Here is a 22,483-nt window from a genome sequence, read left to right as displayed (position 1 = left end):
CTTTAAGCTGCTCTGCAGCTTAAAGCGTCCTGTTTTAATAACAAAATTTAGGAATGCAAGAAATCATGGCTCGTCAAACCCCAATTTCTCGTTATCGTAACATTGGTATTTCTGCGCACATTGATGCCGGTAAAACCACAACTACTGAACGTATCTTGTTCTACACAGGTGTATCTCACAAAATTGGTGAAGTACATGACGGTGCAGCGACAATGGACTGGATGGAGCAAGAGCAGGAACGTGGTATTACAATCACTTCAGCTGCGACTACTACATTCTGGTCAGGTATGTCTAAGCAGTTCCCTGAACACCGTATCAACGTAATTGATACACCGGGACACGTTGACTTCACAATCGAAGTTGAGCGTTCTATGCGTGTTCTTGACGGCGCGTGCATGGTTTACTGTGCTGTGGGCGGTGTACAGCCTCAGTCAGAAACTGTATGGCGTCAAGCGAACAAATACCAAGTGCCTCGTTTAGCATTCGTGAACAAGATGGACCGTACTGGCGCCAACTTCTTCCGCGTTGTTGAACAAATGAAGACTCGTCTTGGTGCTCACCCTGTACCAGTTGTAATCCCTGTTGGCGCTGAAGAAAACTTCCAAGGCGTGATCGACTTGATCGAAATGAAAGCGATCATTTGGGATGAAGCTTCTCAAGGTATGCAGTTCGAATACGGTGAAATTCCTGCTGAACTTCAAGCAACTGCTGAAGAATGGCGTACAAACATGGTTGAAGCTGCAGCTGAAGCTTCAGAAGAGTTAATGGATGAATACCTAAACAATGGCGACTTGTCGAAAGAACAAATCGTTACTGGTTTACGTGTTCAAACTTTGGCTTGTCAAATTCAACCAATGCTTTGCGGTACTGCGTTCAAAAACAAAGGTGTTCAACGTATGTTGGATGCTGTTATTGAATTCTTGCCATCACCGACTGAAGTTAAAGCGATTGAAGGCGTTCTAGACGACAAAGCTGAAACTAAAGCAATTCGTGAAGCATCTGACGAAGCTCCGTTCTCTGCGCTTGCGTTCAAAATCATGAACGACAAATTCGTAGGTAACTTGACATTCGTACGTGTTTACTCTGGTGTTCTTAAACAAGGCGACTCTGTTTTCAACCCAGTTAAATCTAAACGCGAACGTATTGGCCGTATCGTGCAAATGCACGCAAACGACCGTCAAGACGTTGAAGAAATCCGCGCTGGTGATATCGCTGCATGTGTAGGTCTTAAAGACGTTACTACTGGTGATACGCTGTGTGACGAGAAAAACGTTATTACGCTTGAACGTATGGAATTCCCAGAGCCAGTAATTGCATTGGCTGTTGAACCTAAAACTAAAGCTGACCAAGAGAAAATGTCTATCGCTCTTGGCCGTTTAGCGAAGGAAGATCCATCATTCCGCGTTCGTACTGACGAAGAATCAGGTCAAACAATTATTGCTGGTATGGGTGAGCTTCACCTTGACATCATTGTTGACCGTATGAAGCGTGAATTCGGTGTTGAAGCAAACATTGGTAAACCAATGGTTTCTTACCGTGAAACGATCAAAAAGTCAGTTGAACAAGAAGGTAAGTTCGTACGTCAAACTGGTGGTAAAGGTAAATTCGGTCACGTATACGTACGTTTAGAACCGCTTGATCCTGAATCAGAAAAAGACTACGAATTCGTTGAAGAAGTTGTAGGCGGCGTAGTACCAAAAGAATTCTTTGGCGCTGTAGACAAAGGTATTCAAGAACGTATGAAGAATGGTGTCTTGGCTGGTTACCCAGTTGTTGGCATTAAAGCTACATTGTTCGACGGTTCTTACCACGATGTCGATTCTGACGAATTATCGTTCAAAATGGCAGGTTCTTACGCATTCCGTGACGGTTTCATGAAAGCAGATCCTATCTTGCTTGAACCGATCATGAAAGTAGAAGTAGAAACTCCAGAAGACTACATGGGCGATATCATGGGTGACTTAAACCGTCGCCGCGGTATGGTTCAAGGTATGGACGACTTGCCTGGCGGTACTAAAGCTATTAAAGCTGAAGTTCCACTTGCAGAGATGTTTGGTTACGCGACTCAAATGCGTTCTATGTCTCAAGGCCGTGCAACTTATTCTATGGAATTTTCTAAATATGCTGAAACTCCACGTAACGTGGCTGAAGGCATTATTTCTAAGTTCCAGTCTGGCGGTAAAAAAGGTGACGACGAGTAATCTTTCGATTACTATAAGCCCAAACTAATTCATAGTTAAAAACCAAATCGCTTATGGAGTTTTCCCTCCATAAGCAGTTTAAAAAGGAAGATCTCATGGCTAAGGCTAAGTTTGAACGTAATAAGCCACACGTAAACGTGGGCACAATTGGTCACGTCGACCATGGTAAAACAACTTTAACAGCTGCAATTGCAACTGTATGTGCAAAACAATTCGGTGGCGAAGCGAAAGATTACGCTGCAATCGACTCTGCACCTGAAGAAAAAGCACGTGGTATTACAATTAATACTTCACACGTAGAATATGACTCAGTTATTCGTCACTACGCACACGTAGACTGCCCGGGTCACGCCGATTATGTTAAAAACATGATTACTGGTGCTGCTCAAATGGACGGCGCGATCCTTGTATGTGCTGCGACTGACGGTCCTATGCCACAGACTCGTGAACACATCCTTCTTTCTCGCCAAGTAGGCGTTCCATACATCGTTGTATTCTTGAACAAATGCGACCTTGTAGACGACGAAGAGCTTCTTGAATTAGTAGAAATGGAAGTTCGTGAACTTCTTTCTACTTATGACTTCCCAGGCGATGACACTCCAATCATCCGCGGTTCAGCTCTGCTTGCACTTAACGGTGACCAAGGTCAATACGGCGAACCTGCTGTAGTTGCTCTTGTTGAAGCGCTTGACTCTTACATTCCAGAACCAGAACGCGCTATCGATAAAGCATTCTTGATGCCAATCGAAGACGTATTCTCTATTTCTGGCCGTGGTACAGTAGTAACTGGCCGTGTAGAATCAGGTATCGTTAAAGTAGGCGAATCAGTAGAAATCGTTGGTATCCGTGATACTCAAACAACGACTGTTACTGGTGTTGAAATGTTCCGTAAACTTCTTGACGAAGGCCGTGCGGGCGAGAACTGTGGTGTTCTTCTTCGCGGTACTAAGCGTGAAGACGTTCAACGCGGTCAAGTATTGACTAAACCAGGTGCGATCAAGCCGCATACTAAATTCGACGCAGAAGTATACGTACTTTCTAAAGAAGAAGGCGGTCGTCATACTCCATTCCTTAACGGTTACCGTCCACAGTTCTACTTCCGTACAACTGACGTAACTGGCGCTATCTCTCTTCAAGAAGGCGTTGAAATGGTTATGCCTGGTGACAACGTAGAAATGTCAGTAGAGCTTATCCACCCGATCGCTATGGACGCTGGCTTACGCTTCGCGATCCGTGAAGGCGGCCGTACAGTTGGTGCTGGTGTAGTAGCTAAAGTTATTGCATAAGTATTAGTTGTAAAAGAAGCGCTCCTTAGGGGCGCTTTTTTTTTGTTTAAATTTATCGAAGATAAAATTGTCAGACAATAACTGCTTAAGCTGTCCTTAAGTGATAATTTGCTGTCCTAAACTGCACTTATAGAATAATCAGAACAACGTAAGATAAAAAATGAAAACAAATATAAGTTTTTAGGTGAATTGTTCACTTAAAAAGGAGCGGTAAGATGAATGCTAAAGTAAAAATCACAAATCGTGCAGGTGCAAGCTTTCCTGTACGCCGCATGAATTTTGATTTTGAATCTGTACCAGAATATTGGATGAATGGTTCAGCAGGCCTCACACACTTTATGACGGGTTTGTCAGCATTATTTCCAGCGGGTGAAAAATTCTTTATTGATAGCGTGCGTGCTGTGCGTCAGCACCCAGCGATTAAAGACAATGAATCGCTGCAAAAAGAAATCAGTGCGTTTATTGGTCAAGAAGCAATGCATACGCATGAGCATGTCGGTTTTAATGCCTCAGCGCAAAAGTATGGGCATGATGTTGACCGCTTAGACGGCATAACAGACCTTGTTATTCAGCGGACTCGTAAAGTTTTTGCTTTTATTGGCAAGCCTGTGGGCATTACGCAAGAGATGGTGGATTTAACGGCAACAACTGCGCTTGAGCATTTCACTGCAACAATTGCATCACAATTGCTGACCAATAAGCATATTCAAGAGCTGATGACTGATGAAACCATGAAAACAATGTGGCTTTGGCATGCGATTGAAGAAAATGAACATAAAGCCGTGGCCTATGATGTGTTTGAAGGTGTATTTGGTAAAGGCCTAAGAGCATATGCTTTACGTACTGGTTCTTTGGTTGGCGCAATGGTGACGCTGTTTTTTGTACAAAGTTATTTTGTTGCTCGTTTGCTGAAAGACGACAAGCAGTTAAATTTACAATCTTTGAAAGATATTTATGTTTATGGCTATAGCCCATCGAAAGGGGTGATTACCGGTATGTGGAAAGAGATGCTGGAGTATTTCCGTCCAGGCTTCCACCCAAATGATTTAGATACAGATCAGCTGCTCATGAGCTGGAAAGCAAAACTGGGTTTATAAGTTTTCAACCTGCAGCTGTGGTTTGGTGAATTGATAGGGCGATGCAAATCGCTCTTTTTTTTGTTCGATTTTTTCTAGAAAGTTTTTATAATCCACTATTCCTATTTAGATAAAAGATAAACGAAGATGATTCGTTTGATGAATGCTGCAGATGTTGCGTCAGTGGCGGAAATTGAAAAATTAGTACAAAGCCATCCTTGGAACAAGAAGCAATTCGAAGAAGCGGTAGAGGGTTATCAAAGCACGGTGCTGGAGCAAAATGGCGTCGTACAGGCATTTTGTATTTTACAGCCCGTTTTAGATGAGGCGAATTTGCTATTGATGGCCGTGCATCCGAGTCAGCAGGGTAAAGGTTTGGGCTATCAGCTGCTGGATCAATCCGTAGCTATGCTGAAAAACAATCCAGTACAGATTTTTTTGGAAGTGCGTGAAGGCAATACAGCTGCAATCAAACTGTATGAAAAAGCTGATTTTCATCAGATTGATCTGCGTAAAAACTATTATCCAAAAGCAGACGGAACACGAGAACATGCCATTATTATGGTGAAATCCTGTACAGATGATTTTTCGAAACTATTTAATTAATATTTTTTAGCTGCATAAACGTGCAGTATCCAAATTGATTCAATCAAAAGATGGATACTGCAGTCTGTAAATTGAAGCGCTGCAAAGATGTCAAACTTATTTGATAATTGGATTGTTCCAGCCAGATGGCAGGGTAGTCATCAGCGAATCTCCAAGCTGATGGATTTCTTCTGCAGTCAGCGCGCGGTTTAAGCGGCGCCATTGCCCATCCAATAAAAGCTCAAGCGGAATATATTCAGATTTGTAATTCATTTTATTGGAATGCGGCACCCAATAGCCTAAATAGATATATTTTAAATCCAAATTTCGAGCATGTTCGATTTGCTTCAATACGGCAAAGACACCAAGTGAACGGCGGTTTTCATCTGGATCAAAAAAAGTATAAACCGCAGACAGCCCATCATCTAAAGGATCACAAGTCGATACACTGATCAGGCGGTCATCTTTCCATAATTCTAAAAAGAAACTGTCTGTGCAGCTGTGAATCAGAAATTTTTCAAATTGATCGCGGCTGGGCGGATACATGTCGCCATCGGCATGCCGTTCATTGATATAGCGTTCATATAAAGCATAGTGCACATCGGAAGCGTCTTGCGGGCGGCTGATCTTAAGCGTTAAGTCCTGATTGCGCTTCCATGCTTTTTTCTGCTTGCTGTTCATTTTAAACAGCTGAACAGGCACTCTGGAAGATAGGCACTGGCGGCAGAGATGGCACTCTGGGCGGTAGACAAAATCGCCGCTGCGGCGGAAGCCCATGCGTGACAGTTCTGACAGTGTAACGACATCAATTCGGTGAACCGGATCTAAAAACACCATGCGCGCAGATTTATTTTCGAGATAGCTGCAGTCGTGCGGCGGTGTAATGTAATACTGCAATTCATTCAATAGGGATTTTGGGTGATATGAATTCATGTCAAATATCCCTCGCTATTATTGTGTGGGGCAGCTCATGTCGTTCCTAAGAGCTGAGCAGTTTCTGCTATTGTTTTACTTGAAAATACACTGTCCTGATACTTTTTCCAATCTATTGCAGGCTGTTTTATTACATCTTGTAACGAATTAAGGTACGCATGGCGAGAAAGTGTGCAGGCGCCCAGACTGATTAAATGGTCGTTGACCAGCTGACAGTCAATCCAAGGTAAATTGTTTTCACGGCCCAGCAGCATTAACGCATAAAAAGCCATTTTGGAAACATCGGTTTGCGTGCTGAACATCGATTCGCCGAAGCAGCCATGCCCGATGGACAGGCCATATAATCCGCCGACCAATCTGCCCTTGTCCCAGACTTCAATGCTGTAGCCGTAGCCGGCATCGAACATTTGGCAATAGGCATAAATAATATCTTCACTGATCCATGTTTCATCGGCATAGCTGCGGGGCAGGGAGCATGAGCGGATGACCCTTCCAAAAGCCTGATTCACCGTAATGGTATAATCGAGTTTTTTCATATTGCGGATAAGAGACTTGCTCGGCTTGTATTCTTGCGGGCGGATGATGCAGCGCGGCTCTGGGCACCACCAGCAAATGGGTTCGTTTTCAGAAAACCATGGAAATAAGCCGTGCGTATAGGCTTCATATATTGTAGAGGCTGAGAGGTCTGCCCCAATGCAAATCAGGCCTTGACCCTCGGGATCGGCTTCAGCAGGATCAGGAAATGTATATTCTGACGGCGGCAAAATCTGCATCATGAGGTCGTTGTTTTAGCAATGTGATATTTAAGATGATACATAAAAAAACCGCCTTGAAAGGCGGTTTTTTGATTCATCTTGAAATGATATTAAGGCTTAGAGCGCGTCTAAATATTTTTCAGCATCCAGCGCTGCCATACAGCCTGAACCTGCAGAAGTAATGGCTTGGCGGTAAACGCTGTCTGCAATATCGCCCGCTGCATAAACACCTTGTACAGAAGTTTGCGTTGCATTGCCTGCAGTGCCGCTTTGCACTTGAATGTAGCCATCACGAAGTGTCAGCTGGCCTTCAAACATGCTGCTGTTTGGCTTGTGGCCAATGGCAACGAATAGGCCGGTCACATCTACATTTTGAGTCGAATCATCTTGAGTTGATTTTAAACGAATAGACGTAACGCCTGATTTTTCATCGCCCAAAACTTCATCAACTTGGTGATTCCAGATAATGCTGATTTTGCCTTCTTTTTCTTTTTCAAAAAGATGGTCTTGCAGGATTTTTTCAGAACGCAGTGAATCACGGCGGTGAACTAGAGTCACATGCGATGCAATATTTGAAAGGTAAAGCGCTTCTTCAACTGCAGTGTTGCCGCCGCCAACAACCATCACTTTTTGGTTTTTGTAGAAGAAACCGTCACATGTTGCGCAAGCGCTTACGCCTTGGCCCATGAATGCTGCTTCAGATTCAAGGCCTAAGTACTGAGCTGTAGCGCCTGTTGCAATGATCAGGGCATCACAGGTGAACTCTTCCATATCGCCTTTGAGCACAAATGGACGTACGTTTAAGTCAACTTCATTGATATGGTCGTAAACGATTTCAGTGCCGAAACGTTCTGCGTGCTCTTGCATGCGCTCCATCAGGGCAGGGCCTGTTAAGCCGTGTGCATCGCCTGGCCAGTTGTCAACTTCAGTCGTTGTGGTTAACTGACCGCCTAATTGCAAGCCTGCAATCAGTGTTGGCTTTAAGTTCGCACGTGCGGCATATACAGCAGCGCTGTAGCCAGCAGGGCCTGAACCAAGAATAATCAAACGTGAGTGACGAGCGCTCATGCGGCATCCTTTTTTTATATAGAAATTTGTGAAATTATACGTGAAAGTAGGGGGCTGTTGTGTGCGATTAAAGTCGATATTATTGATCATTGAAATCGATTTGAGCTATATAGCCCGAAGTTAACAACATGCATCAATAATATTGCATCTTTTTTTAAGGAAGAGGTGCATAATAATGAGTTATTGCACGGCTTTTTGAAGCAGAACAGCAAACAAAAACATTCATCAAGAATTGGCTACAGGACAGTATATGACAGCGGTGTCGAGTGCTTATGCACAGCGCTTAGTAATGACATTATTTTTAGTCTCGTTTGGGATTTATCTGTTCCTTGCAACAGTAACATACACACCATTTGACCCCGGCTGGATGCATATTTCCAGTGATACTTTTCAAGTGTCAAATGCAAGCGGTGTGGCTGGCGCTTGGATTGCAGATTTGCTGTTCGGTTTTTTAGGCTGGGCTAGCCTGCTGATTCCGATGTATTTGTTCGCTGAGGCGATACAAGTGTGGTGGCCGCACAGTTTTCTAAACCGTCCTTTTCGCTATGCGGCGCAATTCTTTATTTTATTGGCCAGCGCAAGCCTGCTGTATTTGCTGTGGAATGTTCCGGCAGATACTTTGGATAACTCGTCAGGCGGCATTATCGGCTATGAGCTGGGCGGCAGTTTTGAAAATCTGCTGACCGTATATGGGGCCGTCCCTGTATTGCTGGCATTCTTGATTTTACTGCTGACATTGGCTTTTGGTATTAAGTGGAACCGTACATGGGCCACCTTAAAAGCTGCGCCAGCGTATCTGCAGGATTTGTTTTACCGCAATGTGCCAGAATCAGAAGCTGCTTTTGACCGTACTGCACCGCATATTAAAAAGGAAACTGGGTCGGCATCTGCAAAAGCTGCGGCAGTAACACCTGCGCCAGAACATCATGAAGTGGCGATTGATCCTGCTGTCCGTGACCGTGCAGCTGAGCGGCTATTTGACGATATTGCGCATAAAGAGTGGATGTCTGCGCAAGATGCCGGGCCTGCACCGTTTGATGAAAATGACGATGAATTTGAGCGCACCTTAGAAAAAGCGCACCGCCTTGAGCAGGACAGCCAGCGTGTTGTTGCAACAGGTGAAGTATGGCGCGCGCTGAATTCCAATGAAGATCAGCGTCATACACAGGATATTGATGCCTTGCTGAAAGCGGCGGAAGAAGATCAGCCCAGCAATCCTGCTGGACATTTTCAGCATGTGGTGCATCCGCAGTCAGGTATTTCAGCTGAACAACAGCCGAAAGCTAAGAGTGTGGACTGGGATGATGACGAGATATTTGATGAACTGCTGGCGGCTGTGCCAAACAGCAAGACAGCGACAGATGTGCACACGCCATTCAGTCATACAGCTGAACCTTCCCCAGCAGCTGCTTCAGCATTGCATATTGTAGAAGAGGCTATACCTGCGGTTTCGGCTGCTGCAGTGCCTGTGGCAGCAGCAGTTCCAGCTGCTATCCCTAAAACTGGCTTGGCTGCAGATTTTGATGATCTGGATGATTTGCTGGTGGATGAGACTGAAGTATCAGAAGCCGCGCCGAGAACTGCGAGCAGTTACGCGCAATCTTCACCTTTTGTCAAAGCGGAGATTCAAACCAATTTCAGCCAGCCAGCCGCTGTAGCGGATACTTACGTGTCTGAGGATGAAAAAAACTTAATTTCATCCAACAAAGATGCTTTCCGCGATGCATGGCAGGACACTGCCGGCAAGCCTGCTGATGAACCATTTGATGAAGAAGATGATTTTGATCTGGATGCACCGCTGACCGATGCCATGGGGCGTCCAATGTCACGTTCTATGCAGGTGGCAAAAAAGCGTTTAGATTTGCCGACTTTACCGGGTTGGGAATTGCTGGATCGCGTTGACCCAAATAAAAAAGTGAACTTCACTGCGGAACAGCTGGCGCGTTTATCTGAACTGCTGGAAATTAAGCTGCAGGAATTCAATGTCAAAGCCAAAGTGATGGAAGCGCAGCCGGGTCCAGTTGTTACCCGTTTTGAATTAGATTTGGCGCCGGGTGTGAAAGCATCAAAAGTCACTAACATTTCTAAAGATTTAGCGCGTTCGATGTCTATGGCTTCCGTGCGTGTGGTCGAAGTTATTCCGGGCAAGCCCTATATTGGCATTGAAGTGCCAAACAGCGCGCGTGAAATGGTGCGACTGATTGAATTGCTGGAAACACCTGCATACCGTGATCCTGCGGGACTGCTGTCGATGGCGATGGGCAAGGACATTTCAGGTAATCCAGTGATTACGGACTTGGGCAAAGCGCCACATATGCTGGTGGCAGGGACCACAGGTTCAGGTAAGTCAGTCGCCGTGAACTCAATGATTCTATCTATGCTGCTGAAATACACGCCTGATCAGCTGCGTTTAATTATGATTGACCCGAAACAGCTGGAATTGGCGAACTATAATGATATTCCGCATTTGTTAACACCAGTCGTGACTGACATGAAAGATGCGGTGAGCGCATTGAACTGGTGTGTGAATGAAATGGAACGCCGCTATAAGCTGATGTCTTTCTTAAAAATCCGTAAATTGGCTGACTATAACCGCAAGGTTGAAGAAGCGCTGGCCAATGGCGAAGATTTAATTGACCCAACATGGAAAGCCAGTGATTCTGTAGCGGGTGAGCGTGCACCGCGCTTAGAGCCATTGCCATCCATTGTGATTGTGGCGGATGAGTTCGCGGACATGATTATGCAGGTGGGTAAAAAAGCAGAAGAAATGATTACCCGTTTAGCGCAAAAATCACGTGCAGCGGGCATTCACTTGCTGCTGGCAACTCAGCGTCCATCGGTGGATGTGATTACAGGTTTGATTAAAGCCAATATTCCAACCCGCGTTGCGCTGCGTGTGAACTCAAAAATTGACTCGCGGACCATTTTGGATGCGGGCGGTGCAGAAGACATGCTGGGGCATGGTGACATGCTGTTCCTTGGCCCTGGTAAGATTGAGCCAGAACGTGTGCATGGCGCCTTTATTTCGGACGACGAAGTGAACCGGATTTGTGATGCATGGCGTGAGCGTGGCGATCCGAACTATGTTGATGAAATATTGACGCCATTTGATGAAGAACCGACTTCTCGCGGCTTTGAAGATGGTGATGGCGGTTCAGACCGCGATGCGCTATATGATCAATGCGTTTCCTTTGTTCTGGAAACCCGTAAGGCGTCAACATCTTCATTACAGCGTAAATTCAGTTTAGGCTATAACCGTGCCGCCCGCATTATCGACCAGATGGAAGAAAACGGCATTGTCAGCTCAATGGGGGCGAACGGTAAGCGCGAAATCTTAGTCTAAATGCCATCTGCACAATGATGATTGTGCGGCACAAGCTTTAGTCATCATAACGCCGCAATGAGTTCTGCTTATTGCGGCGTTTCTAATATAAATAGGGCCGCGAGAATCAGCAGCCAAAATATTGCGCAGATGATAATCAGAATCCACTGAGGCATGCTGAAATTCTGCATATGCTTGATCTTTAAACCTTGCGTATTTTGTTTGGCATAATTCAGCGCTTGGAATGCCGGGATTAAGAAGGCAAATGCCGCGACTGAAATAAGCCAGTAAGGATCAGGCAGCTGAGCCAGCAGTGACCCGCCAATATAGCCTATGCACATCAGCACTGAGGAAAATTTTTTCTGATAGCCCTGCGCTTCGGCATAATTCTGAATATGGTTGAAGAGTAGGTAGATGAAAAATATGGCAAATATGGCGCGTGCTGCAGGCATTATATTCAGCTGATCTTTTTGCATAAAGAAGCGCCATGCTTCAAACATCCACCAAATAGGATAAAGACCGAAAGAGATGATTGATAAAAAGATAAATCTGTTCAAGCTAATGATGCGCTGTTCTTCTACATGCGCATAAATGGTCTGAGCCTCATGCGGAGGCAGGTCTGTTTGTAAGGTTGTCATAGTCATTATTCTTGCTGAGTTGAATTTTAGTAAGCTAATTTATTTTGATATGGTGCGATGAATGATTCATTGTATTGATTTATACAGCAATTTATTTCATTCATTCAATGTTAATCAATTGAATACTATTAGATTTAAAAAAGATGTGAGCTGTTTTTATGTTGATTCATTCTTTTGGAAGGGTAAAGAAGTGCACATAGAATCGGCTATTGAGGAAAATAAAACATTTGCTGTGCCAGTTGAATAAATGCTTTAACCGCTGGGCTGGCGGAGTTGGCATCTTTTATTGCAAGCCCAATCTGACGCTGCGTATTTGGCAGCAGCGGACGCTTAATGACATTTGGGTGCAGCTGCAGCAGGTCAGCAGTCATCGACATATCCGCAACAATGGCAATGCCTTCCTGCAGATTGACCATATTTAAAATCGTCAGTAGTTGCGACATTTGATACATGATTTTTGGCTGAATCTGGTACTGCTTGAGCAGGCGCTCGACATGCGTCTGGCTGCCGGCCTTGGTCATAATAAATGGATAATCCTGCAAGTCTTGTATATTTAAAGCGCTTTGCTGCGCTACAGGATAAGATTTTGGAATTAGCGCAATAAAAATGTCCTGCAGCAAGGGATAGGTATCTAAATCAGTGCGGGGCAGGACAGCAAAACCGATGTCAACTTGCCGTTCATGAATCCACTGCGAAACATCATGATCAGTGCCTTCTTCAACAAAAATTTCAATATTCGGATAGCGCTGGCGGTAGGCATTTAATAATTCAGGCAGGAGATGAATGGATGAAGAAGCCCCAAAAGAACCGATCCGCAGCGTGCCTTGCTGAATGCCGTGTGAGGCATTAATTTCCTGCTGCATAATTTGCGCAGTATTGAGCATTTCTTTCGCATGCGATAGCAGCTGGCGGCCGATATGAGTCAGTTCAATCTGATGCTGTTCACGAATCAACAGATGAACATCCCAATCCTTTTCCAATGATTTTACGGCATGCGATGCGGCCGACTGAGTAATGCCCAGCTCTTTCGCGGCTGCAGTAAAGCTTTGATATTCAGCGACTAAAATAAAAATTTCAAGTTGAGTCAGGGTCATGGTTCAGTTGTTTAATATTATGAGTATTTACTCATTTTGATATGAATATGAATGAGGATTATATTGTGCGCTGAATTACTGTGAAAGTACACGATGTGTGTGCATGGAAGAGATGATGACTGTCTTCATGGCTTTATTCCCGCTGATGATTTTGATTGCAATGGGCTATGTGCTGAAACGGAAGCAGTTTGTACAAAATGAGTTTTGGGTTAATTCTGAAAAGCTGAACTACTATATTTTGTTCCCAGTGTTACTGTTTACCAATCTGGCTGATGTGCAGCTGGATTTGCAGAAAATTATTCAGCTGCTTTTGGCCTTTTTTATTACAGTTTTGTTTGCCAGTGCAATTTTATGGCTGTTGAAGCGAATTTATCGTATTCCGCCAGCGCGTTTTGGGGTTTATCTGCAAAGCCACGTCCGTTTTAATACCTATATTGGCCTTGCGCTGATGGGAACACTCTATGGTCCAGCAGGCATGCAGCAGTTTGCCATGCTGATCGCAATTGCGATACCTGTTGTGAACGTTTTGTCAGTGATGTCTTTTGCGCAGGTGCAGCGTGGACAAGGCCTGAATACGGTGCAGTCTATTCTGAAAAACCCGTTAATTTTAGGCTGTGTGGTTGGCGTACTGTTTAATCTTTCAGGCCTAAGCTTATTCAGTGGCATGCAGTCTCTGCTGAAAATTTTAGCAGCGATGAGCCTGCCATTAGGCTTGCTATCTGTGGGCGCTGCCTTGCAATTTGGTCAGCTGCGCTATGATTTAGCCCGTCTGTCATGGAATACAGCAGGCCGCTTGCTGCTGATGCCATGCTTCGCCTTTGCCGTCAGTGCGCTACTTTCTTTAGACCCGCTGCAAAGCGCGCTAGTGGTGACTTTTTTTGCTTTGCCAACCGCCTCTGCATCCTATATTTTGACCCGCTATTTTCAGGGTGACAGTCAATTGATGGCAGGAGTAATCAGTCTGCAAACCTTATGTTTTACTGTCAGTTTTCCATTGCTGATGTGGCTGCTTTTTTAATCTCAACTTGATTGCTGAAACTCAAGCAAAAAAATGCCTGCATCAGCAGGCATTTTTATAGCAATCAAGCGATCAAGCAAATTTAGCCAAAACTTCTAAGAAGCCTTCGCTTTGACGCGGGTATTGCGCAATCACATCGTGAATACGCTGACCTTCAGGATTTGTTGCATTGACATCGCGGCCATCAGCTTTGAATTGGGTCAGCAGGCGCTCATAATCATTAGGGCGCATGTGTTTGAACGCATGGTAAAGCACATGAAAATCACCATTTACGCCTTCAGGAGGCAGCTGATTCAAGTAGGCAAATACACGCTCATCAGACCATTCTTCGTTAAACGTCGCCGGTTGAGATAATGCCATCGCAATCTCCTTGGTATTCTTTTGAAAATAAAAAAGCAAATTTGAGTGCACAAGCAGCAAAGCCTTAAGGCACTTCGAAGCAAAGCTTCTCGTCTTGCGCCGGAACCAAGCAATGCTTTGCTCCGGCGCACATTTTGCCTTGAATCAATTTGCTTGACTAATCAGAAATCAGATTAACGCTCTTCAGGCAAATTGATATTCATTTCGAGCATTTCAATGTTGGCTTCAGAACGAACAGACATTTGAATGTGTTCTTCATCCACGCCGCTGACATAGCGGTTCACCACTTGCATGATCTCTTTCTTCATCTGTTCAATTTTTTCTTGGCTTAAGCGGCGGCCTAAACCTTGCTCAGATGCTACAATTACTTTTAAACGGTCTTTCGCAGTTTGCGCGCTAGAAGGCTTGTCATCACTGCTGAAAAGTTTACTCCAGAATCCTGCCATTTTACGCTCCAAATAATCGTGCTAACCAGCCTTTAGGTTTTACCGTAATATGACGGTAAGGGCGTTCTTCGCCAAGGAAGCGGGCAACAAGGTCATCATAGGCTTCACCAGCTGCAGTTTCTGTATACAGAATTACAGGCTTACCTTCGTTTGATGCTTGAAGGACGCTCTTGCACTCAGGAATAACACCTAAAGTCGGTACGCGTAAAATATCTTTTGAAATGTCGTCAATCGTCAGCATTTCTTGCTTATCAGCACGTTCAGGGTTGAAGCGCGTGATGCACAAGTGTTTGCGGATACGGCCTTCGTTCTGTTCAACTTTTTTAGTTTTGCTGTCCAGCATGCCAATGATGCGGTCTGAGTCACGCACTGAAGAAATTTCAGGGTTGGTTACGATGATCGCTTCATCTGCGTGGTACATCGCTAAAATCGCACCGCGTTCAATGCCGGCAGGCGAGTCGCAGATAATGTAGTCAAACTCTTGTGAAAGCTCATCCATCACACGCGCTACGCCGTCATCAGTCAATGCGTCTTTATCGCGTGTTTGAGAAGCAGGCAAAATATAGAGGTTTTCAATATCTTTATCGCGGATGAGCGCTTGCTGCAGACGCGCTTCATTATTTAAAACGTTTACAAAATCATAAACTACGCGGCGCTCACAACCCATAATAAGGTCAAGGTTACGTAAGCCTACGTCAAAATCGATAACAACAGTTTTGTGACCGCGTAGGGCTAAACCTGTTGCAAAAGATGCGCTTGTCGTAGTTTTGCCTACGCCGCCTTTGCCTGATGTTACGACAACAATTTTCGCCACCGAATCCACTCCTGTTATGGTAAATCCCCTTATATGAATAGGGGTTTTTGGTGTTTATTTATACATTAAAATTGCAAAGCTTCAAATACAAGCTCTTGCTGATCATTTAAATAAATATGCACAGGCTGTTTTGCCATATGCTGCGGAATGTCATCCGCAACGCAATAAGTTCCCGCAATTGAGACCAATTCTGCCTCTAAAGAGTGGCAGAAAATACGCGCTGCGGTATTGCCTCCAGCGCCGGCAATGACTCTACCACGGGCAATGCCGTAAATATGTATATTTCCTGATGCAATCACTTCTGAACCGCTGTTAATGCCCGCTGTGCTGATAATGTCCCCATTGTTTTGCACAAGACATTGGCCTGTACGCAAAATTTCATTATGGTAAGACGTCAAATGCTGCGCTGCAGGCGCCTCAGCCGCTGGCTGTTCTGCTGCAGTTTGAGTTTCAGCTGTAACTGGTGCCGCCGCTTCTACAGCAGCCAGTTCTTTGGTTGCTTTCACTTGCTGCAATTGACGGTCTGCAGGCACAACGGGGAATTGAATTGAACGCGCTTGAGCTGCAAGCAGCCCTTCAGTGACAGCCATGGGCTGCAGGTCTAAGCTACTTAAAAGCTGAATCAGTTCAATCAGCTCCTGATCTACACTGCTTTCAATGACTGCCAGTGTGCCAGCCGGGAAAGCTTTTTGAAGCATAGGGGTGAGTTGCTGGCGGATAGCATCATGATCATTCGTATCGAGGCTAATGCGAATCGCATTGACCATTCTGCCTTTTATCCGTATATCAGCCATAATTATTCCTTCGTACTTCTGTGCTGTTTGTTTTATGCCGAAGCGGTTTGGTAAATAGAGCAAATGCTAGAACAAATTGACTCAATTCTCTAGCGCGAACAGCAATTATTTTGCTCTGCTGCTTATTCTTTGTCTTGATTCTGTTCCTGCAAAATTTGCTGCCACTGTTTGACCTTCACTTGCTTACGTACTGCATCTAAACTTTCAAATACTGCAGAGCGGACAAGTTCATCCAATTTTTCATTTTTTTCAATTTCAATTCGGCTGATCCGCTGTGCAATATCAGCATATAAGTTTGGATTTTTGTGTGTGGACGCTGCAGGATAGGCGAGCGGATCAATCAGCCCATGAGTAATATTTTCTCCAAGGCGCTGACCGATGCTCTGAATCTGCTGTTCGATACGTCCACCAACCAGCGGAATAAGACGCAGCAGCTGTGTCAATTCAGGCGTATCTTCAATCGCTTGATTGACAATCTGTCCGACACTGGCCGCAATCCGTTCACGCTCAGCTTTCAGTTCTTTACTTAAATTTTCCTGCAGCACTTCTGCCAGCACTTGAGAAAACAGTTCACGGTGGTGCTGGATTACGTTGCTGATTAAATCTTTATGGGTAGTGCTGGTATTCAGCTCATGCTTTAAACCATCTAAAACAGTGATTACAACACGGTCAGAAAGTTCTTCCATTACCACACGGTAATAAAATAGCGCTTTATTTTGCCAAGATTTTGGGAAGATCTGATAGCCCATTTCATAGAGGCGGTAGGCGATAATGCCGGCGCGAAATAAACGTAAAAAACGTAAATAAGGAATAATAGCGACGATTTCATACCAGTGAATAAACGGGAAGAAGAACCAGCGCTGGTGGTGCTTTTGCACAATGGCAATGATCCAGCGAATGCTTAATTCCGCAATTAAAAAGATAATGAACCACGCTTCAGTGGTAATGACCCAAGGGTGCAAGTACTCACGGTAAAAGCTGAGTACATTGCCTAAGTGAATACTGTTTAAGAACCACTCCCCGATATTGCTCATCAGGAAAAGGTTCATGCCTAAGCAGAACAGGTTAAAAATGATGATAAAGACCATGAAAATGTCATAGGCCAAAAACAGCTTGAAATATAGGCTGCTCGGGTCTAAGTGATGGTATTTAGACTTTTTAACGCTGTCGTTTTGCGGCATATGCGTTCACTTTTCCTAATGGGGTTGAGCTTATGATTTGACAGTGTATTGCGCTTTCATCTGGCTAATCAATTGATCTTTTTCTTTCCATAACTGGTCAACCCAGTGCTGAAATTTTTCCCGAAACTCAGCGTCATCTTCATAATTGCCTTCAAGCACCCACGCCGGAATATCAATCTTGCGTAAATTGACCGCAATACGCGGGACTTCTCCGAGCCAGAATTCACCGTAACCTGGAATGCCGTCAGGATAGACAATTGTCATATCGACCAAGGCATCAATTTTATCGCCCAAAATATTCAGCGCCAGCGCCAAACCGCCTGCTTTAGGCTTCAGCAGATTTTTGTACGGTGATTGCTGCTGTGCCTGCTTTTCTGGCGTGCAGCGTGTGCCCTCCAAATAGTTGAGCAAGGTAAAAGGCTGGCTCAGCAGCTGTTCGCAAGAATTGCGCGCTTCCTCTATATCACGGTATTTCAGCTCAGGATTTTTGGCAATTTGCTCTTTGCTATGACGCTTCATCATCGGGAAGCCGAGAATTTTAAAGGCTTGGCCGACAAATGGAATAAAAATAAGTTCCCATTTTGTAAAAAAACGGGTTAAAGGCATGCGGGTGAGGCCAAAATACTGATTGACTGTAGTATCTACCCAGCTTTGATGGTTGCAGGTCATTAAATAGCGGCCCTGCATATTTAAATTCAGCTGTTCATCTACCGTGATGTCCCATTTTGTATTGGACAGAACATGATCAATCAGCCAGTTGTTGACAGTAAGCCAGCTATTTGTAATCTTGATGTTGGTTTCATCGACTTTGCTGGATTTTTTTAGTAATTTAGTTAAGCCTAAAGCTAAAATAGGCGGGCCATGAAAAAAAGTGCTGCCCGTAATAACTGAACTGACCGTCAGACCGCGTGTGATTTTTTTTAAGATTGGTTGCTTATTTCTTTGAGATGGCATAAAAATTCCCTAGGATCAAATCTTCTTTATTTTGCCGAATCTATCAAATATAGCTGCAGTTTGCGAAATAGCAAAGGCCTGCAATCTAACTATGAAGAAATTGTGATGAAGTTAACGTTTTTTTTCACAATCAAACATTACAAAATGTAACTAAACAGATTATTATTAACAAAAAATCAATGGTTCAGCCATTTGTTTTCATTCATCATTTCGTTCATATAAACAAAACACAACCAAGGAGGCATGCGATGCGTGCACTAGTAATTTCTGCAGTAGTTGGGGCTCTGGCACTTTCAGGCTGTCAAAATATGGAATATGACAAAGCTGCGATTGGTACTGGCCTAGGTGCATTGTTAGGCGCTGGTCTTGCTTATTCAAATGCTGACAAAGATAAAATGGGCCAAGCGGCTGCAATTGGCGCAGTTGTGGGCGGCGGTGCTGGCCTTCTTCTTGATAAGAAAGAAAAACGCTTACGTGAAGAATTGGCTGGTACAGGCGTAGATGTAGACCGTAACTCTGACGGTTCAATCAACCTTGTTATGCCTTCTGTAACTTTTGCGACAAATTCATACACCATTCAGCCTCAGTTCCAATCTGCACTGAATGACGTATCTAAAGTATTGCGTGAAGACGGTACTGCGAACAAACTGGCAATTGTTGTACACGGTCATACTGACAACACAGGTACTGACGCGATCAACAATCCATTGTCTTCTAACCGCGCAAACTCTGTGAAAAACTACTTAGCTTCTCAAGGCATTTCTGCATCTCGCATTACTGCTAAAGGCTACGGTTCAACTTCTCCAGTAGCTGACAACTCAACAGCTGCAGGCCGTGAACAAAACCGCCGTGTAGAAATCACAGTTTACGAAACTAAATAATTTTTAGTTCTAAACAGAAAAGGCCACCTTCGGGTGGTTTTTTTTATGAACGGAAAATCAGCTTTTAGATTATGAAAGTCACGCAGAGATGACTATAATCGAGACCGAATCAGGAAAAGGAAAAGATATGTCACTCGGCAGTCACTTAAATGACAAGCAACTTGAAGCCATGAAATACACTCAAGGACCCTTGTTAGTGCTTGCTGGCGCGGGTTCAGGCAAAACATCGGTGATTACCCAAAAAATTGCCTATTTGGTAAAACACTGCGGTATTCCAGCGCACCGCATTACAGCAATGACTTTTACCAATAAAGCTGCCCGTGAAATGAAAGAGCGTGTGACTAAACTGCTGTCGCGCGATGAATCCAAAGGGCTGTCGGTTTCGACCTTCCATACCTTTGGCCTGAATATGCTACGGATAGAATTAAAAAATACACCGCTGAAACCCAACTTTTCTATTTTAGATGCTGACGACTGCAAACGCATTTTGATGGACTTAATGCACCGCGACAACATGTCCGGCGCAGAAAGCAAAGAATTAATCGCCAAAGCCATGAAGATGATTTCGGATTGGAAAAATGACCTGATTCCGCCTGAACAGGCGCATACGACCTGCGAAACCGCAGAAGATGTGCAAATGGCGCATTTGTATCAGCTCTATGAGCGCAACCTGCGCGCTTATAATGCAGTCGACTTTGATGATCTGATTGTGATGCCGACCATGCTGCTGCAGCAAAATGCAGAAGTGCGTGACCGCTGGCAGAACCGCACCCGCTACCTGCTGGTCGATGAATATCAAGACACCAATACGGCACAGTATATTTTAGTGAAACTGCTGGTTGGGGTCATGGGGCAGTTTACTGCGGTAGGCGATGATGACCAGTCGATTTATGCATGGCGCGGCGCAAAACCTGAAAATATGGCGCTGCTGCAGGACGATTTCCGCAACCTGAAAGTCGTTAAACTCGAGCAGAACTACCGTTCGACCAGCCGAATTCTAAAAGCGGCCAATACCGTGATTGGCAACAACCCGCATATTTTCGATAAAAAATTGTGGTCAGATAAAGGCCATGGTGAAGTGATCCGCGTGATTACCTGCCGCAATGATGACGATGAAGCGGAACGCGTTGTTAAAGATTTAATTACGCATAAGCTGATGAATGGCAAAAACTGGAAAGATTACGCCATTTTGTACCGAGGCAATTTTCAGGCGCGCATTTTGGAAACTCAGCTGCGTCAAATGCAGATTCCGTATAAATTGTCAGGCGGTCAGTCGTTCTTCGCCCGCTCTGAAATTAAAGATTTAATGAGCTATCTGCGTCTGATTATTAACCCGGAAGACGATAGCGCGTTCTTACGCATTATCAATACGCCTAAACGCGCGATTGGCCCCGTGACGCTGGAAAAACTGGGGCTTTTTGCTCAGGAGCAGCGTTTGTCGCTGCTGGCGGCTGCGGGTGATCAGCGCCTGACTATGGTTATTCCTAAAAAAGCCACCACGCAGTTAGCAGAATTTTCCGACTTTATTGACCGTTTTACCCGCAATTTGCTGGATGATGATGAGCCTGTGCCGATCATCCGCCAGATGATGCTGGAAGCGGGCTATATCGATTATGTCAAAGAAACTGCGGCTACGCCGGCGCAGGAAAAAACCAAGCTGGACAATATTGAGGTGCTGTACAGCAGTATTCAAAGCCTGATTAACCGCGCTGAAGATGTGGATGAAAAGAACATTGAAAGCGTAATCCGTAAAATGGTGCTGCTGGATATGCTGGAACAGCAGCAGGAAGAAGAAGATACAGATAAGGTGAATTTGCTGACGCTGCATGCATCAAAAGGCTTGGAATTTCCGTATGTCTATCTGATTGGGCTGGAAGAAGAACTGCTTCCGCATAAAAACTCGATTGCCGCGGATACCGTTGAGGAAGAACGCCGCTTGATGTATGTGGGGATTACCCGCGCGCGTCAGGGGTTGACCATTACATTGGCGGAACAGCGCAAAGCTGGCGGTCAAATGAAGCAGCAGACACCAAGCCGCTTCCTAGATGAGCTGCCTGAAGACGAGCTGGAATGGCTGGGCCGCAAGAAAAAGCTGGCGGGCAATATTGACCCGAAACAGCAGGCACAGCACTACTTAGATAATTTACGTGCGCTGATTAAGCGTTAATCTCCATTATATTAAATCCACAGGAATGAACGAATGAAAGTTCAGGTAAAAGTACTCGACGCACGTTTAGGCACAGAATGGCCTATGCCAACTTATGCAACAGCTGGCTCTGCGGGTTTGGACTTGCGCGCTTGCGTAGAAGAAACGACGGTAATTGAGCCGGGTCAAACCGTCTTGGTAAAAACAGGCTTGGCGATTTACATCGAAGATGTCAATTTTGCTGGCTTGATTTTACCGCGCTCGGGTCTAGGCCATAAGCACGGTATTGTACTGGGCAACTTAGTGGGCTTAATCGATTCAGATTACCAAGGCGAGCTGATGGTTTCTGTTTGGAACCGCAGCCAAACTGCGTTCAACTTAGAACCTGGTGAGCGTCTTGCGCAATATGTATTGGTTCCAGTTATTCAAGCTCAGTTTGATGTTGTGAATGAATTTGAAGCCACTGAACGCGGTGCTGGCGGTTTTGGCCATACGGGCAAAAACTGATTCAGTACTGACGCCGAACGATATAAAAAACGGATTGCAGATTTTTCTGCAATCCGTTTTTTTATTTGAATTATTTGTATATTAAAACAAAAGTATTTGAGTCGATATTAATGTTAAATGTTCTTGCCGCTCGGTGTTTATTGCTTCATGGTTAAAAAATAGTTTGGAGTAGGTTGTGTATAAATTGCTATAAAAAATAGCATTGTAAATAAAACATGAGTTTATGTTGTGTTTTCTTATTTAATTAATGAGTTCGCCAATATATTTTTACATAATGTGAAAGTATTTGTGAAATTTAACTTAAAAGTATGTGATTTTATTCTCAATATTGAGCGATTTTTGCCATTATATTTGTTTTTTATTTGACCTGAGTAAATGCATTCTAAATAATTATTTTAGTAAGTCTTCGTAAATAAAGAATAAT

General features: G+C 44.4%; 20 protein-coding genes. 9 read left to right on the top strand and 11 right to left on the bottom strand.

Annotated elements, in window-relative coordinates:
* Positions 1–65: 65 nt before the first annotated feature.
* From fusA to rimI, 4 genes are all read left to right on the top strand, one after another.
* On the top strand, positions 66–2,201 hold the full coding sequence (gene fusA / locus B9T34_RS13015; protein ID WP_086213635.1) for an elongation factor G: 2,136 nt from the start codon (positions 66–68) through the stop codon (positions 2,199–2,201).
* A gap of 95 nt (positions 2,202–2,296) precedes the next feature.
* Complete coding sequence (tuf, locus tag B9T34_RS13010) at positions 2,297–3,487, top strand: elongation factor Tu (RefSeq protein ID WP_086213556.1); 1,191 nt, start codon at positions 2,297–2,299, stop codon at positions 3,485–3,487.
* A gap of 215 nt (positions 3,488–3,702) precedes the next feature.
* The gene (locus B9T34_RS13005) at positions 3,703–4,584 is read left to right on the top strand and encodes a metal-dependent hydrolase (protein ID WP_086213555.1); all 882 of its coding nucleotides are present in this window, start codon (positions 3,703–3,705) and stop codon (positions 4,582–4,584) included.
* A 126-nt stretch (positions 4,585–4,710) separates the two neighbouring features.
* On the top strand, positions 4,711–5,169 hold the full coding sequence (rimI, locus tag B9T34_RS13000) for a ribosomal protein S18-alanine N-acetyltransferase (RefSeq protein WP_086213554.1): 459 nt from the start codon (positions 4,711–4,713) through the stop codon (positions 5,167–5,169).
* 96 nt (positions 5,170–5,265) lie between these two features.
* Here rimI and B9T34_RS12995 read toward each other — a convergent pair whose 3' ends face one another.
* The 3 genes from B9T34_RS12995 to trxB form a co-directional block, all read right to left on the bottom strand.
* On the bottom strand, positions 5,266–6,081 hold the full coding sequence (locus tag B9T34_RS12995) for an arginyltransferase (protein ID WP_086213553.1): 816 nt from the start codon (positions 6,079–6,081) through the stop codon (positions 5,266–5,268).
* A gap of 35 nt (positions 6,082–6,116) precedes the next feature.
* The gene (aat, locus tag B9T34_RS12990) at positions 6,117–6,854 is read right to left on the bottom strand and encodes a leucyl/phenylalanyl-tRNA--protein transferase (protein WP_086213634.1); all 738 of its coding nucleotides are present in this window, start codon (positions 6,852–6,854) and stop codon (positions 6,117–6,119) included.
* 99 nt (positions 6,855–6,953) lie between these two features.
* Positions 6,954–7,904, bottom strand: coding sequence for a thioredoxin-disulfide reductase (gene trxB, locus B9T34_RS12985; protein WP_086213552.1), 951 nt, complete (start codon positions 7,902–7,904; stop codon positions 6,954–6,956).
* A 250-nt stretch (positions 7,905–8,154) separates the two neighbouring features.
* Here trxB and B9T34_RS12980 point away from each other — a divergent pair, with 250 nt between their 5' ends.
* Positions 8,155–11,247, top strand: a complete 3,093-nt coding sequence (locus tag B9T34_RS12980; RefSeq protein ID WP_086213551.1) for a DNA translocase FtsK — start codon at positions 8,155–8,157, stop codon at positions 11,245–11,247.
* A 68-nt stretch (positions 11,248–11,315) separates the two neighbouring features.
* On the opposite strand, the gene B9T34_RS12975 is transcribed toward B9T34_RS12980, so the two are convergent.
* Both B9T34_RS12975 and B9T34_RS12970 read right to left on the bottom strand, forming a co-directional pair.
* Positions 11,316–11,864 (bottom strand): hypothetical protein, encoded by a 549-nt coding sequence (locus tag B9T34_RS12975; RefSeq protein ID WP_086213633.1) that lies wholly within the window; start codon positions 11,862–11,864, stop codon positions 11,316–11,318.
* A gap of 206 nt (positions 11,865–12,070) precedes the next feature.
* Complete coding sequence (locus B9T34_RS12970) at positions 12,071–12,958, bottom strand: LysR family transcriptional regulator (RefSeq protein ID WP_086213550.1); 888 nt, start codon at positions 12,956–12,958, stop codon at positions 12,071–12,073.
* 115 nt (positions 12,959–13,073) lie between these two features.
* Here B9T34_RS12970 and B9T34_RS12965 point away from each other — a divergent pair, with 115 nt between their 5' ends.
* A complete protein-coding gene (locus B9T34_RS12965) occupies positions 13,074–13,976 on the top strand; it encodes an AEC family transporter (protein WP_086213549.1) in 903 nt (300 codons plus the stop codon).
* 72 nt (positions 13,977–14,048) lie between these two features.
* On the opposite strand, the gene B9T34_RS12960 is transcribed toward B9T34_RS12965, so the two are convergent.
* From B9T34_RS12960 to B9T34_RS12935, 6 genes are all read right to left on the bottom strand, one after another.
* Entirely contained in the window at positions 14,049–14,336 is a 288-nt protein-coding gene (locus B9T34_RS12960; protein ID WP_086213548.1) for a PA4642 family protein, read from the bottom strand.
* Between the two features lie 173 nt (positions 14,337–14,509).
* The gene (minE, locus tag B9T34_RS12955) at positions 14,510–14,782 is read right to left on the bottom strand and encodes a cell division topological specificity factor MinE (RefSeq protein WP_086213547.1); all 273 of its coding nucleotides are present in this window, start codon (positions 14,780–14,782) and stop codon (positions 14,510–14,512) included.
* Between the two features lies 1 nt (position 14,783).
* Positions 14,784–15,596: a septum site-determining protein MinD gene (gene minD / locus B9T34_RS12950; RefSeq protein ID WP_086213546.1), complete on the bottom strand. Its 813-nt coding sequence runs from the start codon at positions 15,594–15,596 to the stop codon at positions 14,784–14,786.
* Positions 15,597–15,661: 65 nt separating this feature from the next.
* Positions 15,662–16,390, bottom strand: coding sequence for a septum site-determining protein MinC (gene minC, locus B9T34_RS12945; protein ID WP_086213545.1), 729 nt, complete (start codon positions 16,388–16,390; stop codon positions 15,662–15,664).
* Between the two features lie 122 nt (positions 16,391–16,512).
* A complete protein-coding gene (locus B9T34_RS12940; RefSeq protein ID WP_086213544.1) occupies positions 16,513–17,571 on the bottom strand; it encodes a hypothetical protein in 1,059 nt (352 codons plus the stop codon).
* Between the two features lie 30 nt (positions 17,572–17,601).
* Positions 17,602–18,525 carry an acyltransferase gene (locus B9T34_RS12935; protein WP_086213543.1) on the bottom strand — a complete coding sequence of 308 codons (924 nt, stop codon included), beginning with the start codon at positions 18,523–18,525 and terminating at the stop codon, positions 17,602–17,604.
* Positions 18,526–18,773: 248 nt separating this feature from the next.
* Here B9T34_RS12935 and B9T34_RS12930 point away from each other — a divergent pair, with 248 nt between their 5' ends.
* From B9T34_RS12930 to dut, 3 genes are all read left to right on the top strand, one after another.
* Complete coding sequence (locus tag B9T34_RS12930; RefSeq protein WP_086213542.1) at positions 18,774–19,406, top strand: OmpA family protein; 633 nt, start codon at positions 18,774–18,776, stop codon at positions 19,404–19,406.
* A gap of 127 nt (positions 19,407–19,533) precedes the next feature.
* Positions 19,534–21,573 (top strand): UvrD-helicase domain-containing protein, encoded by a 2,040-nt coding sequence (locus tag B9T34_RS12925; protein ID WP_086213541.1) that lies wholly within the window; start codon positions 19,534–19,536, stop codon positions 21,571–21,573.
* Between the two features lie 33 nt (positions 21,574–21,606).
* Positions 21,607–22,059, top strand: coding sequence for a dUTP diphosphatase (dut, locus tag B9T34_RS12920; protein WP_086213540.1), 453 nt, complete (start codon positions 21,607–21,609; stop codon positions 22,057–22,059).
* Positions 22,060–22,483 lie beyond the last annotated feature (424 nt).

Origin of the sequence: Acinetobacter sp. ANC 3813, from assembly GCF_002135435.1 — a bacterium.
Classification (GTDB): Bacteria; Pseudomonadota; Gammaproteobacteria; order Pseudomonadales; family Moraxellaceae; genus Acinetobacter.
Note: the sequence above shows the minus strand (reverse complement) of the source record. Positions and strands in the feature narration are given on the sequence as shown.